The sequence below is a fragment of the Arthrobacter oryzae genome, assembly GCF_037911235.1.
GTDB classification, from domain to species: domain Bacteria; phylum Actinomycetota; class Actinomycetes; order Actinomycetales; family Micrococcaceae; genus Arthrobacter; species Arthrobacter oryzae_E.
On the sequence record NZ_JBBLYW010000020.1, the window covers coordinates 55,394 to 69,996 of the forward strand.

General features: G+C 67.5%; 14 protein-coding genes and 2 riboswitches. Of the genes, 10 read left to right on the top strand and 4 right to left on the bottom strand.

Features of this window, described 5'->3' with window-relative positions:
- Positions 1 to 6: 6 nt before the first annotated feature.
- A complete protein-coding gene (locus tag WMN78_RS06250; RefSeq protein WP_340532692.1) occupies positions 7 to 270 on the bottom strand; it encodes a DUF4235 domain-containing protein in 264 nt (87 codons plus the stop codon).
- Positions 271 to 421: 151 nt separating this feature from the next.
- Positions 422 to 564, top strand: a riboswitch (TPP riboswitch).
- Between the two features lie 72 nt (positions 565 to 636).
- Between WMN78_RS06250 and WMN78_RS06255 the strand changes: the two genes are divergently transcribed.
- The 6 genes from WMN78_RS06255 to WMN78_RS06280 all read left to right on the top strand — a co-directional run bounded on the left by WMN78_RS06255 (position 637) and on the right by WMN78_RS06280 (position 6,985).
- The gene (locus tag WMN78_RS06255) at positions 637 to 1,269 is read left to right on the top strand and encodes an ECF transporter S component (protein WP_340532693.1); all 633 of its coding nucleotides are present in this window, start codon (positions 637 to 639) and stop codon (positions 1,267 to 1,269) included.
- Between the two features lie 16 nt (positions 1,270 to 1,285).
- Positions 1,286 to 2,902: an ABC transporter ATP-binding protein gene (locus WMN78_RS06260; RefSeq protein ID WP_340532694.1), complete on the top strand. Its 1,617-nt coding sequence runs from the start codon at positions 1,286 to 1,288 to the stop codon at positions 2,900 to 2,902.
- The gene (locus WMN78_RS06265; RefSeq protein ID WP_340532695.1) at positions 2,899 to 3,699 is read left to right on the top strand and encodes an energy-coupling factor transporter transmembrane component T; all 801 of its coding nucleotides are present in this window, start codon (positions 2,899 to 2,901) and stop codon (positions 3,697 to 3,699) included. Before WMN78_RS06260 ends, WMN78_RS06265 begins: the two co-directional genes overlap by 4 nt.
- Positions 3,700 to 3,808: 109 nt before the next feature.
- A complete protein-coding gene (locus tag WMN78_RS06270) occupies positions 3,809 to 5,332 on the top strand; it encodes a UDP-N-acetylglucosamine 1-carboxyvinyltransferase (protein ID WP_340532696.1) in 1,524 nt (507 codons plus the stop codon).
- A gap of 72 nt (positions 5,333 to 5,404) precedes the next feature.
- Complete coding sequence (locus tag WMN78_RS06275; RefSeq protein ID WP_340532698.1) at positions 5,405 to 6,631, top strand: glutamate--cysteine ligase; 1,227 nt, start codon at positions 5,405 to 5,407, stop codon at positions 6,629 to 6,631.
- 30 nt (positions 6,632 to 6,661) lie between these two features.
- Positions 6,662 to 6,985: a hypothetical protein gene (locus WMN78_RS06280; protein WP_340532699.1), complete on the top strand. Its 324-nt coding sequence runs from the start codon at positions 6,662 to 6,664 to the stop codon at positions 6,983 to 6,985.
- Positions 6,986 to 7,047: 62 nt separating this feature from the next.
- Here the strand turns inward: WMN78_RS06280 and WMN78_RS06285 are convergent, their stop codons facing one another.
- The 3 genes from WMN78_RS06285 to WMN78_RS06295 are packed head-to-tail and all read right to left on the bottom strand — an operon-like array spanning position 7,048 to position 8,927.
- Entirely contained in the window at positions 7,048 to 8,256 is a 1,209-nt protein-coding gene (locus tag WMN78_RS06285) for an O-succinylhomoserine sulfhydrylase (protein ID WP_340532700.1), read from the bottom strand.
- Entirely contained in the window at positions 8,257 to 8,667 is a 411-nt protein-coding gene (locus WMN78_RS06290) for a rhodanese-like domain-containing protein (RefSeq protein ID WP_340532701.1), read from the bottom strand. It lies immediately after the preceding gene.
- Complete coding sequence (locus WMN78_RS06295) at positions 8,664 to 8,927, bottom strand: DUF1737 domain-containing protein (protein ID WP_340532706.1); 264 nt, start codon at positions 8,925 to 8,927, stop codon at positions 8,664 to 8,666. The genes WMN78_RS06290 and WMN78_RS06295 overlap by 4 nt, the downstream gene beginning before the upstream one ends.
- Positions 8,928 to 9,015: 88 nt before the next feature.
- A riboswitch (SAM riboswitch) is annotated at positions 9,016 to 9,130 on the bottom strand.
- Positions 9,131 to 9,361: 231 nt separating this feature from the next.
- Between WMN78_RS06295 and WMN78_RS06300 the strand changes: the two genes are divergently transcribed.
- The 4 genes from WMN78_RS06300 (at position 9,362) to WMN78_RS06315 (ending at position 14,567) form a co-directional block, all read left to right on the top strand.
- Positions 9,362 to 10,657, top strand: a complete 1,296-nt coding sequence (locus WMN78_RS06300; RefSeq protein ID WP_425341123.1) for an NtaA/DmoA family FMN-dependent monooxygenase — start codon at positions 9,362 to 9,364, stop codon at positions 10,655 to 10,657.
- Positions 10,658 to 10,661: 4 nt separating this feature from the next.
- Positions 10,662 to 12,242, top strand: coding sequence for an aromatic amino acid ammonia-lyase (locus tag WMN78_RS06305; RefSeq protein WP_340532703.1), 1,581 nt, complete (start codon positions 10,662 to 10,664; stop codon positions 12,240 to 12,242).
- Positions 12,239 to 13,273 carry a cysteine synthase family protein gene (locus WMN78_RS06310; protein ID WP_340532704.1) on the top strand — a complete coding sequence of 345 codons (1,035 nt, stop codon included), beginning with the start codon at positions 12,239 to 12,241 and terminating at the stop codon, positions 13,271 to 13,273. Before WMN78_RS06305 ends, WMN78_RS06310 begins: the two co-directional genes overlap by 4 nt.
- 166 nt (positions 13,274 to 13,439) lie before the next feature.
- Positions 13,440 to 14,567 (top strand): EAL domain-containing protein, encoded by a 1,128-nt coding sequence (locus tag WMN78_RS06315; protein WP_340532705.1) that lies wholly within the window; start codon positions 13,440 to 13,442, stop codon positions 14,565 to 14,567.
- Positions 14,568 to 14,603 lie beyond the last annotated feature (36 nt).

Sequence of the window (14,603 nt, forward strand, 5' to 3'; positions counted from 1 at the left end):
CGGAACCTAGACGATGTCCTGGCTCTTGGCGAAGCGGGTGATGGCACGCTGGGTTCCCCGGTTGGCCAGGACCTGGATGATGGCGCTGACAGCCGCCGAGACCAGCGCGAACGTGAGGGCGCTGCGCAGGGTGGTGGGGACGTCGTCCTTGTCGCCCTTCGGGGGCTTGCGTCCGGTGACCTTTTCCCAGACCACGTCGACGGCCTTGGTGCCGGCGAAACCGGCCAGCAGGCTTACTCCGGTCCCAAACAGCTTGATGAAGAAACTCATATCCAGTACCCCTTACAGGTGGGAGACGGCGGAAACAGGACTTCCCCTAGCCTAACCGCATCAGCCCCGCCGGATCACCGCCGATTGTGACACCGTCCCCGGGATTCGGCGGGCCCGCGGGTGTAAACTTATCCACGCCCACAAGGGCGAATTGATACGACAGGGGAGCGTCGCCGTCGGGCATCACTGGAACAGTCCAGGGAACCGGAGGCGGGCGCTGAGAGTGCGGACAGCCGCAGACCCTCGAACCTGATCCGGTTAGTACCGGCGCAAGGGAGTCGAGTTCTCAGAGTGACCGGCAGCAGGCGGTGCAAGCCGCGGCCTCGCCGGCAACCACTCTCCCCTCCTGTACCTCAGGAGGAAGACATGACTGATATTTCTGCAAAGCAGGCGTTGCCGCACAGCAAGTACACCTGGCGCGTGGTGGACATCGTGGTTGCCGCGTTGATCGCAGTGGCCGGCGGCGTCATTTTCTGGGCCTGGTCGCAAGGGGCCGCCGCGGTTTCGCCGGCCATGAACGCCGTCTATCCGCCGCTGACCGGCCTCATCGCCGGCGGCTGGATGATTCCCGCTGTCCTGGGCATGCTGATCATCCGCAAGCCGGGAGCCGCCCTGTTCTGCGAAACGGTAGCCGCCACCGGCGAGCTGATCATGGGCTCGCAGTACGGTGCGTCCGTGCTGTTCTCCGGCTTCGTGCAGGGGCTCGGCGCGGAAATCATCTTCGCGGTGTTCGTGTACAAAAAGTTCAACCTGCCCGTTTCACTGCTGGCCGGTGCCGCGGCAGGCCTTTTCTGCGGCCTGAACGACTCGTTCGCTCCGTGGGGCTGGAACATCGCCTACGCCGCCGGTGACAAACTGGCCTACATCATTTTCACCGCCATCTCCGGAGCCGTCATCGCCGGCGCACTGTCCTGGATCGCCACGCGCGGCCTGGCCAGGACCGGTGTGCTGAGCTCCTTCGCCTCCCGCAAGGCAGCAACGGAGCCCGTCTTCTCCTGATGAACACACACTGCTCATGACGGTTTCCCACAACGTCCGCCCGGCAGCGGTCATGGCACTCGGCTGGGGCTGGCGGCACGCCGGCCGGTCCCTGCCTGCCGTCCGCGGCCTGGACCTGGACATCCGGCCGGGCGAGCGCGTGCTGCTGCTCGGCCCCTCCGGTGCCGGCAAATCCACCCTGCTGCACGCCCTCGCCGGCGTGCTCGGCGACAGCGACGCCGGCGCCCACCACGAGGGCACGCCGGACGCCGAGGACTCCGACGAGACCGGCACCCTGCTGATCGACGGCGCCCCGCCGCGTGCCCGGCGCGGGCGCGCCGGCCTGATGCAGCAGGACCCCGAAACGCAGGTTGTCCTTTCCCGTGTGGGGGACGACGTCGCCTTTGGCGCCGAGAACCTTGCCGTGCCCCGCGCGGACATCTGGACGCGCGTCGGAGAGGCGCTCGACGACGTCGGGCTGGCCCACCTGCCGCTGGACCACCCGACGTCGGCCCTTTCCGGCGGGCAGAAGCAGCGCCTGGCGCTAGCCGGCATCCTCGCCATGCGCCCCGGACTGCTCCTCCTGGACGAGCCCACCGCCAACCTTGACCCGGCCGGAGTGCTGGAAGTCCGCGACGCCGTGGGCCGGTGCCTGGACAAGACCGGGGCAACGCTGGTGGTGGTGGAACACCGCGTGGGCGTCTGGAAAGACCTCGTGGACCGGATCGTGGTGCTGCAGCCGGGATCGGCTACGGATTCCGCGGTGCTCCTGGACGGGCCCCCGGACCAGGTCCTGGCACAGGCTCGGGACATGCTTGTTGCCGCCGGCGTCTGGGTTCCCGGGTACGTCCCGGCCACCCGGGCGCGAACCGCCGCCGCGGGAGCGGGGGGCGCCGCCGGCGCGCGCGGTCCCGCCGGGAACCTCCTGCTGGCAGCAGAGGACCTGGCCGTGTCCCGGGAACGTCCCCGCCGGCGGGGCTTCAAGGCCATCCCGCCGGTCCCGGTGCAGTCCGGCGTCACGGCGCAGGTCCGGGCCGGGCAGGCGCTGACCATCACGGGGCCCAACGGTTCCGGCAAGTCCACGTTTGCCCTGACCCTGGCCGGTCTGCTCCAGCCGGTCGCTGGCAGGGTCTCCGCCACGGTCGACCTCAGCGAAGGCGCCGGAATCGATCCGTACAAGTGGAAAGCGGAGCAGCTGATCTCGCGGATCGGCACCGTGTTCCAGGAACCGGAGCACCAGTTCGTCACCGGCCGGGTGCTGGACGAGCTGATGTTCGGCCCGCGGCACTTGGGCCATGGCGAGGAACGCGTGGACGAACTCCTGGAACGCCTCCGCCTGACCAATCTGGTGGACGCGAACCCCTACACGCTCTCGGGCGGGGAGAAGCGAAGGCTGTCCGTCGCCACGGTGCTGGCCGCCCATCCCCGCGTGCTGATCCTCGACGAGCCCACCTTCGGCCAGGACGCCAACACCTGGGCGGAACTGGCGTCCTTCCTGTCCGAGCTCCTCGATGCCGGCACCGCGGTGGTGTCCGTGACGCACGACCAGGAGTTCAGCGACGTCCTGGGCGGCACCGAGCTGAAACTTGGTGCGCCCGAACTCAAATCCGCTGCGCGGGAAACCGGCCTCAACCCCGGGGTGGCTGCGCCATGAGGCAATCGTTGACCCTGCAGGCCAACCACGCCCTGCTCACCCGGGCCAATCCGCTGGCCAAGTTCGCCGTCGTGATGCTGCTGACGGTGGTGCTGGCGCTGTCCATCGACTGGGTGTCCGCGTCCGTTGCGCTGGCCTTTGAGCTGCTCCTTTTCCCGCTGGCCGGGCTGACCGTCTCGTTGCTCTGGCAGCGCGGCTGGCCGCTGATCCTGGCGGCGGCACTGGGCGGCTGGAGCACCTCGATCCTGGCGCCGGACACCGGAAGGATCCTGCTCGACGTCGGCATCTGGTCCATCAGTGAAGGTTCACTGGAGCTGGGGCTGGGATTCCTGCTGCGGGGCGTGGCGATCGCCCTGCCCGCGGTGCTGCTGATGAGCTGCACGGACCCCACGGACCTGGCCGACGCCCTCGCGCAGAAAGCGAAGCTGCCGCACCGCTTTGTGCTGGGCACGCTGGCGGCCATGCGGCTCGTGGGCCTGATGGCTGAGGAATGGCAGACCATCGGCATGGCCCGGCGTGCCCGCGGTGTGGGCTCGCACGGGAGTCCGCTGCAGCGGCTCCGGGCCACGCTGGGGCAGAGCTTCGGACTCCTGGTCCAGGCCGTCCGCCGGGCATCCCGGCTTGCCGTGACCATGGAGGCGCGGGGGTTCGGCGGGGCGCAGCGGACCTGGGCGCGTGAATCGACGTTCAGCACCTTGGACATCTGGGTGGTCCTCGGCGGGGTGCTGGTTGCCGCCGTGGCCGTCACCGCAGCCGTGAGCGCGGGAACCTGGAACATGGTGTTCCTCGGGCAGTGAGCTGCGCGGTTCTCGCATTCATATCGCATCAGGCGAATAATCTGTGAGATTCGCGGCAGTTCGGGGCGATTCGAGTTCCGCAATAGCTCATGCGTGATATTTTTTCGGTATGACACAAGAGACTGCTGAACACGTAGGCCTGCTGCTTCGCGATGCCCGCGTCGAGAAGGGCTGGACCCAGGGACAGCTGGCAGCCGAGCTGGGCACCAGCCAAAGCGCGATCGCCCGGATGGAACAGGGCAAGCAGAACCTCAGCCTCAAGATGATCCAGCGGCTCGAAGCCATCGTGGGCCGCAGCATCGTCAAAGTGGGCAAGCCGCAGATGACCCACCTCAGGGTGGAGGGCGGCCGCACGCTGTCCGGTTCGGTGGACGTCAACAGCAGCAAGAACGCCGGAGTGGCGCTGCTCTGCGCCAGCCTCATCAACCGCGGCACCACCACACTGCGCCGGTTGGCCCGGATCGAGGAAGTGAACCGGATCGTCGAGGTCCTGACGAGCATCGGCGTCGAATGCACCTGGCTCAACGCCAACGACCTGCAGATCCGCCGCCCCGCCGTCCTGGACCTGGATTCCATGGACGTGGAGGCTGCGCGCCGCACCCGCAGCGTGATCATGCTGCTGGGGCCGCTCCTGGACGAGTCCGCCGAGTACCGGCTCCCCTACGCCGGCGGCTGCGACCTGGGCACCCGTACCGTGGAGCCGCACATGCAGGCACTGCGGCAGTTCGGCCTCTCAGTGGAGGCCACGTCCGGCTTCTACTCCGTGCAGGCACCACCGGCCGACGGCGACAACCGCACCTTTGTGCTGAGCGAACGCGGTGACACGGTCACCGAAAACGCCATCATGGCCGCTGCCCACCGCCGCGGCACGACGGTGATCCGCAACGCCAGCCCCAATTACATGGTCCAGGACCTCTGCTTCTACCTTCAGGGCCTGGGGGTGCAGATCGACGGCGTCGGCACCACCACGCTGAAGATCACCGGGCTTCCGTCCATCGACGTCGACCTCGAATACTTCCCGTCCGAGGACCCCATTGAAGCCATGAGCCTCATTACCGCCGGCATTGTGACCAATTCAGAGGTCACCATCCGCCGGGTTCCCATTGAATTCATGGAAATCGAACTCGCCACCCTGGAACAGATGGGCCAGGAACTGGAGATCTCCGGTGAGTACTTTGCCCGCAACGGACGCACCCGGCTGGTGGACGTCACCACCAAGCCCTCCGCGCTGCATGCCCCCGCGGACAAGATCCACCCCATGCCGTTTCCCGGGCTGAACATCGACAACCTGCCGTTCTTCGCCGTCATTGCCGGCAACGCCGAAGGCCAGACCATGATCCACGACTGGGTCTACGAGAACCGCGCCATCTACCTGACCGAGCTGAACAAGCTGGGTGCCCGCGTCCAGCTGCTGGATCCGCACCGGATCTACGTGAACGGCCCCACCCGCTGGCGCGCCGCCGAGGTGGGCTGCCCTCCGGCCCTCCGCCCGGCCGCCTGCATCCTGCTGGCCATGCTGGCGGCCCGCGGGGTTTCCGAGCTGCGCAACATCTACGTGATTGAGCGCGGGTATGAGGACCTGGCGGAGCGGCTCAACACCATCGGCGCGAAGATCGAGTACTTCCAGGACTGACCGCGCCCTGGCTGACTGTCGGCTACGTGCCGGCTCCTGTCTAACAGCGCGTCACGGGGGCACAATGTATGCATGCGAACTTTCGGGGTTGAGGAAGAGCTGCTGATTGTGGACCCCGTGACCGGGGAGCCGCTGGCGCTGGCGGACGCCCTCCTGACAGGGCGGAAGCTCGCTGCCGACGACGCGCCGGACAACCCGCGGATTCCGGACCCCCACGATCCGGCCGACCACGGTGGCGACACCGGGCTGACGGCCGAGCTCAAGCTCGAGCAGATCGAGACGCAGACGCGGCCGTGCCTGGACTATGCGGAGCTGCTCCTGCAGATCCGCCAGGGCCGTGCCCTGGCGGACACCGCCGCGAAGAAACACAAGGCGCGGGTGGCCGCGCTGGCTACATCGCCCATTGGCTCCACGACGCACACCACGCCAAACCCCCGCTACGCCACCATGCAGGAGCGCTTCGGGCTGACCGTCCATGAGCAGCTGACCTGCGGGTTCCACGTCCACACGTTCGTCGAATCCCCCGAGGAAGGCGTGGCCGTCATTGACCGGATTAGGGACAAACTGGCGGTCCTCACGGCGCTGAGTGCCAACTCGCCGTACTGGAACGGCGTGGAGACCGGGTTCGAAAGCTACCGCACACAGGCCTGGAACCGCTGGCCGACGTCGGGTCCGTCCCAGATCTTCGGCACCCACTCCATGTACCGGCGCGTGGTCACCCGGCTGCTGGACAGCGGCGTGCTCCTGGACGAGGGCATGATCTATTTCGACGCTCGGCTCTCACGCAACCACCCCACTGTGGAGGTCCGCGTGGCCGACGTCTGCCTGCAGGCCGAGGACGCCGCCCTGATTGCCGTCCTGGTGCGCGGACTGGTGGAATCGGCCAGCCGGGAATGGCGGGCCGGTGTGGACCCGGCCCCCGTACCGACCGTGCTCCTGCGAATGGCCGCCTGGCAGGCCAGCAATTGCGGGCTGCGCGGTGACCTGCTCGATTTCGGCACCTTCCGTCCGGCTCCCGCCGCGGAAGTGGCGGAGGCCCTGGTGGACTACGTGGCGCCCGTCCTGGCGGAACAGGGCGAGCTGGAACTGGCCCGGGAAGGTGTGCGGCGGATCCTGGACCGGGGCACCGGTTCGGAACAGCAGCGCCATGCCATGCAGGAAACCCTTGCCGGAACTTCAGACGCCGCCGCCGGGCTCGCTGCCGTGGTGGCCCATGCGGTGGAAACCAGCATGCGCACGGCCGAAGCCGGCGGTGCCCGCGAGCCGGCTCCGGTACTGTTGCGCGTCCGCCAGTCCTAAAGCAGGTTCCTACTAACCCCGGAGTGCGCCATGGAAACCGAATTCGCACAAGTCACCGGCCATGATGTCACCACCATCACCTGCGTCTGCGGAAACACCGTCGGCGACGAAGGACTGATCCAGGCCAACGCCGAAGGCATGCCCGTTCACCTTGGTGACGACACTCCCGTTCCTGCCGGACTGGCGGAGTGGCCCGGGGACGAGGACCTCTTCACGCTGTGCCCCGCCTGCGGCCGCGTCTATCACGACACCGTCATTGAAGAGACCGGCACCGCTCCAGTGGCCTTCAAAGTGGATGTTGCGGCCGGCCCCATTGCCGACGCTATCCGCCTGCATTGGGAGCTCGACACCTGAGACGGCGCGAACGGACAGATAAGGCCCTGAAACGCAGGGCCGTATCTGTCCGTTCGCGCTGATCAGATCTGCTTGAGCGCCTGCTCCAGGTCGCGGGTGAGGTCGTCAACATCCTCGAGGCCCACCGAAAGCCTGACGACGCCGTCGCTGAGCCCGATGGCCGCACGGCCTTCCGGACCCATGGCGCGGTGCGTCGTGGTGGCCGGGTGGGTGATGAGTGACTTGGCGTCGCCCAGGTTGTTGGAAATGTCGATGATCCGCAGCGCATCCAGCAGCGCGAAAGCGGCTTCTTTCGCCGAACGCCCGGCGGACGGCGAGAGCTCGAAGGTGAGCACAGTGCCGCCTGCCTTCATCTGCTTGGCCGCGAGCTCATACTGCGGGTGGGACGTCAGCAGCGGGTACTTGACCCAGCTGACGGCCGGCTGGGCCTGGAGCCACTCGGCCAGGCGCAGGGCCGAGGCGGAGGAATGGTTGACGCGCAGCGCCATGGTTTCCAGGCCTTTGGTCAGCACCCAGGCGTTGAAGGCGGAAAGAGCGGGCCCGGTGTGGCGCATGAGCTGCTTGACCGGCCCGTCGATGAACTCCTTGGTGCCCAGGATGGCGCCGCCCAGGACCCGTCCCTGGCCGTCGATGTGCTTGGTGCCGGAGTACACAATCACGTCCGCGCCCAGGTCGCCGCACCGCTGCAGCAGGGGAGTGGCAAAGACGTTGTCGACGACGACGGTCGCGCCGGCCGCGTGGGCCAGTTCGCTGACGGCGGCGATGTCCACGATTTCCTGCATCGGGTTGGACGGCGACTCGAAGAAGACGGCCGTCGTCGGCTCCGCCAAAGCGGTGCGCCACTGCTCCAGGTCCGGGCCGTCCACGAACACCGTTTCCACGCCCCACCGGGGCAGGATCTCGTTCAGGATGACAAAGCAGGAGCCGAACAGCGAACGTGCCGCCACCACGCGGTCGCCGGCAGCCAGCAGCGCACCCAGCGCAGTGAACACGGCGGACATGCCGGACGCCGTCGCAAAGCATGCTTCGGTGCCCTCCAGCAGCCGGAGGCGTTCCTGGAACGTGGCCACGGACGGGTTGCCGTAGCGGGAGTACACAAATCGTTCGTCCTCGCCCGTGAAGGCGCGCTCCGCGGCTGACGCGGATTCGTAGACAAAGCCGGAGTTGAGGAAGATCGGCTCGGCGGTCTCCTGGAAATTGGTGCGGTCAAGGCCGCCGCGGACAGCCTGGGTATCGGCGCTCCAGCCGGCGGCGTCGGGGTTGAAGGTCACTTAGTTCTTTCCGAGGTTGGTGGGCAGGCCGCGGTTCTTCCAGCCGTTGACGGTGCGTTCGCCGTAACGGTCCGGTTCGCCTTCGAAGCCTTCAAGGACGTTGTAGGCGGTGAAGCCGGCCCGCGTGGCGGCAATTGCTGCAGCGATGGAGCGGACGCCGGAACGGCAAAGGAACACCAGTTCAACGTTGGAGTCCTCGGGGGCCTGCTGCTTCAACTGGTCAACAAAATCCGGGTTGGGGATGCCGCCCGGGAAGGTCCACTGGATGAAGAGGGGATCGTTGTCCGTAGCCTTGGTGTCCGGGATGCCGATGTGCGCCCACTCGCCTTCGGTGCGGACGTCCACCAGGACCGCACCCTGTTCAAGCTTGGCCCAGGCGTCCTGCGGGCTCAGGTCTCCGGCGTAGCTCACGCGTGCCCCTCGAAAGCTTCACCCTGGAAGTCGAGGTCGAACTCAAGTTCGTCCACCGCGGTTGCCACGGCAGCGTCCGAGCTGGCGATGGCTGCGGGCAGGACCACGGCCTGCGCCACGATCACGCTGGTGCCGTTGAACGTGGCCGCCGGGCTCCCGTGCAGGACATAGCCGTCGGCCAGGGCTGCGGAGATGCGCTCGCAGAACGAGCGGTCATCAGGGCCTGTGATAAGCCGGTAGGCCAGCTTTTCCTGGGGCAGGTCCTGGGCCGGTTGTGCCTGGCCGGCGGCGGCCGGTTCGGCGGGCGGGGCCAGTGGTGCGGGTGCGTCAGACACGACGGATCTCCTTCTCTCACGCTTGCAGCTCGAATGGGTCGATATGCCGAGTATTCACCTGAGGCACCCCGCCGCGGAAGGAGGGTTGCCGACCGGCAAGTCAGGGCTTGGCACCGGTTCTCATTACTCCCCAAAAACGTAACACTTACGACGGCGGCCCGCACCGCCGTCGTCGTCATCTTCCGTAACGGGACCGCACGCGCCGCGGCGCCACAGCGGCGCCGCATCCGCCCCTGCGCGACCACTTGTTGCAGTTACAAAAACCCTTGCCTGGAGGATAATGACGGGAAATGAACCGCTGTAACGCCGGATGAAATCAGGCAGCCGTGAATGGATCCAACGGAAATACAGTCAGTCCCATGCTGCACTTCGGTTGGTTTGTGGGCCACGGCTTTGGCGTCCAGGGCTGGGGCACGCCCGGTTACGGCATCGGGTACGACTGGAAGAAACCCGCACTGTACCAGCATGCCGTGCAGGAATTCGAACGGGCCGGGCTGGACCTGTTCATCATCGAGGACTCCCTCACAGTGCCGGACACGTTCGGCGGAAGCGCGGAGGTGTCGCTGGCGCAGGCGTCGTTCGCGCCGAAGCACGATCCGCTGGCCCTGGTCCCGTACCTGCTCTCCGCCACGGAACACCTCGGGATCGTCCCGACAGTGAGCGCGTCCTTCTACCCGCCGTTCACCGCGGCACGCCTGCTGGCCACCCTGCAGCACTTCTCCAACGGGCAGCTGGGCTGGAACGTGGTGACCTCCGGCAGCGACCTCGCGGCGCAGAACTACGGGCTGGACCAGCAGATCGAGCATGACCTCCGCTACGAAAAGGCGGAGGAATTCGTGGACGTGGTGCGCAAGCTCTGGCGGAGCTGGGAGCCGGATGCCATCGTGGAGGACGCGGCGGCCGGCGTCTTCGCGGACCACAGGAAGGTCCACCCGATCAACCATGACGGCGAGTTTTTCAAGGTCCGCGGGCCCCTCAACACCGCGCCGATGCCCGATGAACCGGTGCTGGTGCAGGCCGGTGCGTCGCCGCGGGGCAAGGCGTTCGCAGGCGGCAACGCGGACGTCGCCATTGCCTTGGCGAGGGGCGCGGACGGTATGAAGGCCTACCGCGATTCGATCCGGGCCGAGGCGGCCGCCGCCGGGCGGAACCCCGATGACGTCAAAGTGCTGTACGTCCTCAAGCCCACCGTGGTGGGTTCCCGAGCCGAGGCGGACGAGCTCAGGGAACAGCGCCGCCAGCTGACGCAGCGGGACATCGACAGCCAGCTGAACTCCATCTCCTACCTCTCCGTCATCGACTTCAAACAGTTCGACCTCGACGAACCGCTCCCCGAGCTCACCACCAACAGCAACCAGGGCACCCTTGACCACTTCGCCAAGGCCGGTCCGCCCGGGTCCACGCTGCGCCAGCTCCTGCAGGCCCGCAGCGGCGGCGCGGGGGACAGCATCATCGGCACCGCCGACGAGATTGCCGACTACCTCGAGGAAACCGGCGCCCGGGTGGGCGGAGACGGGTTCCTGTTCTCAGGCTTCGTGGACCCGGCCACAGTCCACGGCGTGCTGGACCGCCTGGCTCCGGTGCTGCGGCGCCGCGGGCTGCTTCGGACAAGCTACGGCGACGGCGGCTTCCGCCGGAACCTGCTGGACTTCTAGCGCCATGGGCAACGGCAGCGGAAACTTCCTGATCGGCACGGCCCACCTGCGCGCCAGGGACATCGCCCAGGCCGCGGCTGACCCCGACGTGAAGTTCGTCCTGAGCACGGACGCCCTGGAGCTGATCGGGCTGTCCCGCGAGGTGGTGCAGCGGTCCATCGATTCCGGCCACCGCGTCTACGGCCTCAATACCTTGCTGGGGTCCGGGCGTGACACCGCCGTGGACGAAAAGGCGATCCTCGCCTACCAGGTGCAGGTGGTGCGGTACCACAACAGCGGGGTGGGGGAACTGCTGGGCGCCGATGAGGTCCGGGCCGTGATTCTGGCGCGGCTGGTGGGCTTCAGCCGGGGCGGCTCCGGGGTCCGGCCGGAAACAGCCCGTTTTTACGCTGAGATGCTCAACCGCGGAGTGGTCCCCGCCATCCCGCGCGAAGGGTCCGTAGGCTCCGCCGACCTGACCCACCTCGCCGCCGTGGCCGCCGTCGCCATCGGGGAGGGCCAGGCGGTGGCGGCGGACGGGCAGCTGCTGACAGGCGGGCAGGCCCTGGCCGACGCCGGGCTGGCTCCGCTGGAACTGGCCCCCGGGGAAGCCCTGGCCCTGGTCAGCTCCAACGCATACTCGATCGGCGTGGGTGCGCTGGTGCTGCACCGCCTCCTGCGGCTCGCCGACCTAGCGGACACCGCTCTCGCGCTGTCGCTGGAGGCGACGGCAAGGCACGACGGCGGCGGCAACCTCAGCCCGTTTTCGCCGGCGGTGCAGGCGGCCAAGGCGGTGAACGGACAGGCGGTCACGGCGGGCCGTGTGCTGCGGCTCCTCGAGGGCGGCTGGCTGGAGGACCCGGCCAGGGAGGTGTCCGTCCAGGATGCGCTGTCCTTCCGCGCGGCACCCCAGACGCACGGCGCCATCCGCTGGCAGGTCACCGCGTTGGAGGATGCCCTGGAGGTGGAACTCAACGGCCGGGGCGACAACCCGCTCACCGACGTCGGCTCCGGGCGGATGGTGTCCGGCGGAAACTTCCAGCCCATGCAGCTGGCGCTCGCGTTCGAGGCGCTGCGCCTGGGGCTGGCCCATTTGGGGATCAGCAGCGAACGCCGGATCGCCAAGCTCTACCCGCCGCAGCGGCAGATCCGCCAGCGGCACCTAGAAGCTGCCAGGCACGGAGCCCCGCTGGAGCCCGAAGAGCTGCCCGGACTGCTGTGGTATTCGGCGGCCGGCCTGTTGTCCGAGCTCAAGGTGCTCGCGGCGCCGGCCACCCTGGGGGCGCCGACTCTGTCCGCCGACGTCGAAGACCACTCAACGCTGGCGCCGCTCGCCCTCCAGCAGTTGGAGCGCTCAGTGGTTGCTGCCGAGAAGCTGTTCGCGATCGAGGCGCTGACCGCCGCGTACCTGCTGGGCGGGGCGGAAGCGCGTGCGGTGCGGCCGCTCGGAAAGGGGACGGCCGCCGTCGTCGACCGGTTTGCCGGCATGCTGGCCCGGCACCTGCCGGCGGCAGCGCTTGTGGAACAGGCGCGCGTCGCATTGAACGGCTTAGTGGACGGTCTTGCCGCCGGCGGCCCGGGCGACCGTGCGGAAAGGCAACGATGAGCATCGTGACAGGCAGGCACGCGGTTCAACACGCCGATATTGCGGCGGATGCCGCTGCTGTCCTGGCACAGGTGGGGAACACTCCGCTGGTGCCGCTGGACGTCCTGGGCAAGGGCCTGGGCAGCCGAGTCTATGTCAAGCTTGAGGCCGATAACCCTGGCGGATCCATCAAGGACCGGACGGCCCTGAGCATGGTGCGCGCGGCTGAGCGTAGCGGGGAACTCCGGCCGGGCGCCATGATTGTGGAGAGCACATCGGGGAACACCGGGATCGGGCTGGCGCTGATCGGCGCGCTGACCGGGCATCCCGTGGTGGTGGTCACCGGGGACACCATCTCATCCGAGAAACTGGCTGCGCTGCACCGTTATGGCGCCAGGGTGGTGGTGACGGATTGGACCGCGCCGTCGGAGTCGCCGGAGAACGCGCGGGCCGTCGCGGCGCGGATCACGGCGGAAAATCCTGGTGCCTGGCGGCCGCAGCAGTTCGACAACCCGGCCAACCCGCTGGCCCACTACGAGGGGACAGCACCGGAGATCTGGCAGCAGACGTCCGGTAAGGTGACGCACTTTGTGGCCGGGATCGGCACCGGCGGAACCATCAGCGGCAACGGCCGGTATCTGAAGGAAAAGACCGGCGGCCATGTTGAGGTGATCGCCGCTGATCCCGTCGGATCCGTATACAGCGGCGGCCATCCGGGCGAGATCCTGGTGGACGGCGTGGGGAACTCCTGGCCGGAAGCCGAGTGGCCCAAGATCTTCGACCGCAGCATCGTGGACCGGTTCCTCCGCATTCCCAACAATGAGGTGTACACCACCGAGCATCTGCTGCTGAACGAGGAGGGATTGTCACTCGGTCCCTCCTCCGGTCTGGCGGTGGCCGCCGCCCTGAGGGTGGCGCGCGCCGCTCCGCACGGATCCGTGGTGGTGGCCATAGCGCCCGACGCCGGCAGCAACTACCTGAGCAAAGCCTTCAATCCGGTGTGGCTGGCCGACAACCACATCCACCTGGCCGCGGAATTCGTGGAGGAATAGTCCGCCTGCTTAGCATCACGAGTCGGATACAGCTACAGACAGACAGACCGGTCTCGTTGTACGCTTTTGAAACGTTCGCGGTTCCCGCATCCTCGAATCAGTATGCGGTGTATTCACGGACGGGTCCCGGGCTCAGCCGGGACCAGCACTTATAAAGGAATAGACCATGTCAATGGATGAGACTTCTTTTCCAGCATTGACCGATGGGGAATCGACTGTGCACCGGGGACCCCAGTCGAACCCGCCCTCGGACGTGAATGATCCGACGATCCGTGGACAGGCGTGGGACATCATCGAGTCTGTGCTGGATGACGCCACTCCGCAGAGCGAGTGGGCGCGCGAGCAGTTGCGCACCCGGATGGAATCCCACCCGGGGAATCCGGAACGTGCGCTTTTGGAACACCTCATGGCCACCCGGAGCTTCACGGACGGGCAATCGGATGACTCCGAGCCCAACCTGCCCAGCCCCGATCTGCCGTTGCCGGATGAGGACTACGGCAACACGGTGCTGTTCACCCGCCGGAGCAGGCGCCGCATAGAGGCGATCCTCGGCGACCGGATGCTGCTCACCGCGTTCCAGCCTATCCATGAGCTTTCCAGCCGGAATGTGGTGGGTGTCGAGGCCCTGACACGTTTTGTCAGCGACGACGGCGCCAGCGCGGACCACTGGTTCAACGAGGCCGCCGCCGTGGGCCTCGGATCGGACCTTGAATTTGCCGCTCTACAGGCAGCCCTTATTGCCGCGGAGCAGTTGCCCGCGCACGTCTATGTTGCGCTGAACCTGTCCCCGGCCACCTGCCTCGACCCCCGGCTCCGGGCGTTCGTGGAGCACTCCCAGCTGGCGGTGGACCGGATCGTCATCGAGTTGACGGAACGGCTTGCCGAGGACGAGTACGAGCCCGTCGTGGCAGCACTGGCTCCGTTGCGGCTGCGCGGACTCCGGGTGGCTGTTGACGGCGCCGGAGCGGGTTTCGGCTCGATGAGCCAGGTCACGCACCTGAGCCCGGACATCATCAAACTCGACCGCAGCCTCATAGCGGGCATCGACCACGCCGCCGGCCAGAGGACCCTGGGCGCGGCCATGGTGGAATTTGCCCGGCAGGTCGGGGCGGACCTCGTTGCGGAAGGGATCGAAACCCAGGCCGAACTGACCTCGGTCATGGACCTGGGGATGGGCTTTGGGCAGGGATACCTGCTGGGCCGCCCGTCAGTCCAGCCCCTCGACTGGACAGCGTGGCGGACCTCGGCCGATCACGAGGCATCAACCTCGGGATCCAACGGGTCGGCCACCTAGACGCTCTCTCACCTCCTGCCGCCTAAAACGGGACGC

Bases quoted from the DNA above. Each gene is read 5' to 3' on its own strand.
- WMN78_RS06300 (WP_425341123.1), top strand. From the start codon at position 9,362: ATGCTGCACTTCGGTTGGTTTGTGGGCCACGGCTTTGGCGTCCAGGGC.
- WMN78_RS06260 (WP_340532694.1), top strand. From the start codon at position 1,286: ATGACGGTTTCCCACAACGTCCGCCCGGCAGCGGTCATGGCACTCGGC.
- WMN78_RS06275 (WP_340532698.1), top strand. From the start codon at position 5,405: ATGCGAACTTTCGGGGTTGAGGAAGAGCTGCTGATTGTGGACCCCGTG.
- WMN78_RS06255 (WP_340532693.1), top strand. From the start codon at position 637: ATGACTGATATTTCTGCAAAGCAGGCGTTGCCGCACAGCAAGTACACC.
- WMN78_RS06280 (WP_340532699.1), top strand. From the start codon at position 6,662: ATGGAAACCGAATTCGCACAAGTCACCGGCCATGATGTCACCACCATC.
- WMN78_RS06315 (WP_340532705.1), top strand. From the start codon at position 13,440: ATGTCAATGGATGAGACTTCTTTTCCAGCATTGACCGATGGGGAATCG.
- WMN78_RS06250 (WP_340532692.1), bottom strand. From the start codon at position 270: ATGAGTTTCTTCATCAAGCTGTTTGGGACCGGAGTAAGCCTGCTGGCC.
- WMN78_RS06265 (WP_340532695.1), top strand. From the start codon at position 2,899: ATGAGGCAATCGTTGACCCTGCAGGCCAACCACGCCCTGCTCACCCGG.
- WMN78_RS06310 (WP_340532704.1), top strand. From the start codon at position 12,239: ATGAGCATCGTGACAGGCAGGCACGCGGTTCAACACGCCGATATTGCG.
- WMN78_RS06305 (WP_340532703.1), top strand. From the start codon at position 10,662: ATGGGCAACGGCAGCGGAAACTTCCTGATCGGCACGGCCCACCTGCGC.
- WMN78_RS06270 (WP_340532696.1), top strand. From the start codon at position 3,809: ATGACACAAGAGACTGCTGAACACGTAGGCCTGCTGCTTCGCGATGCC.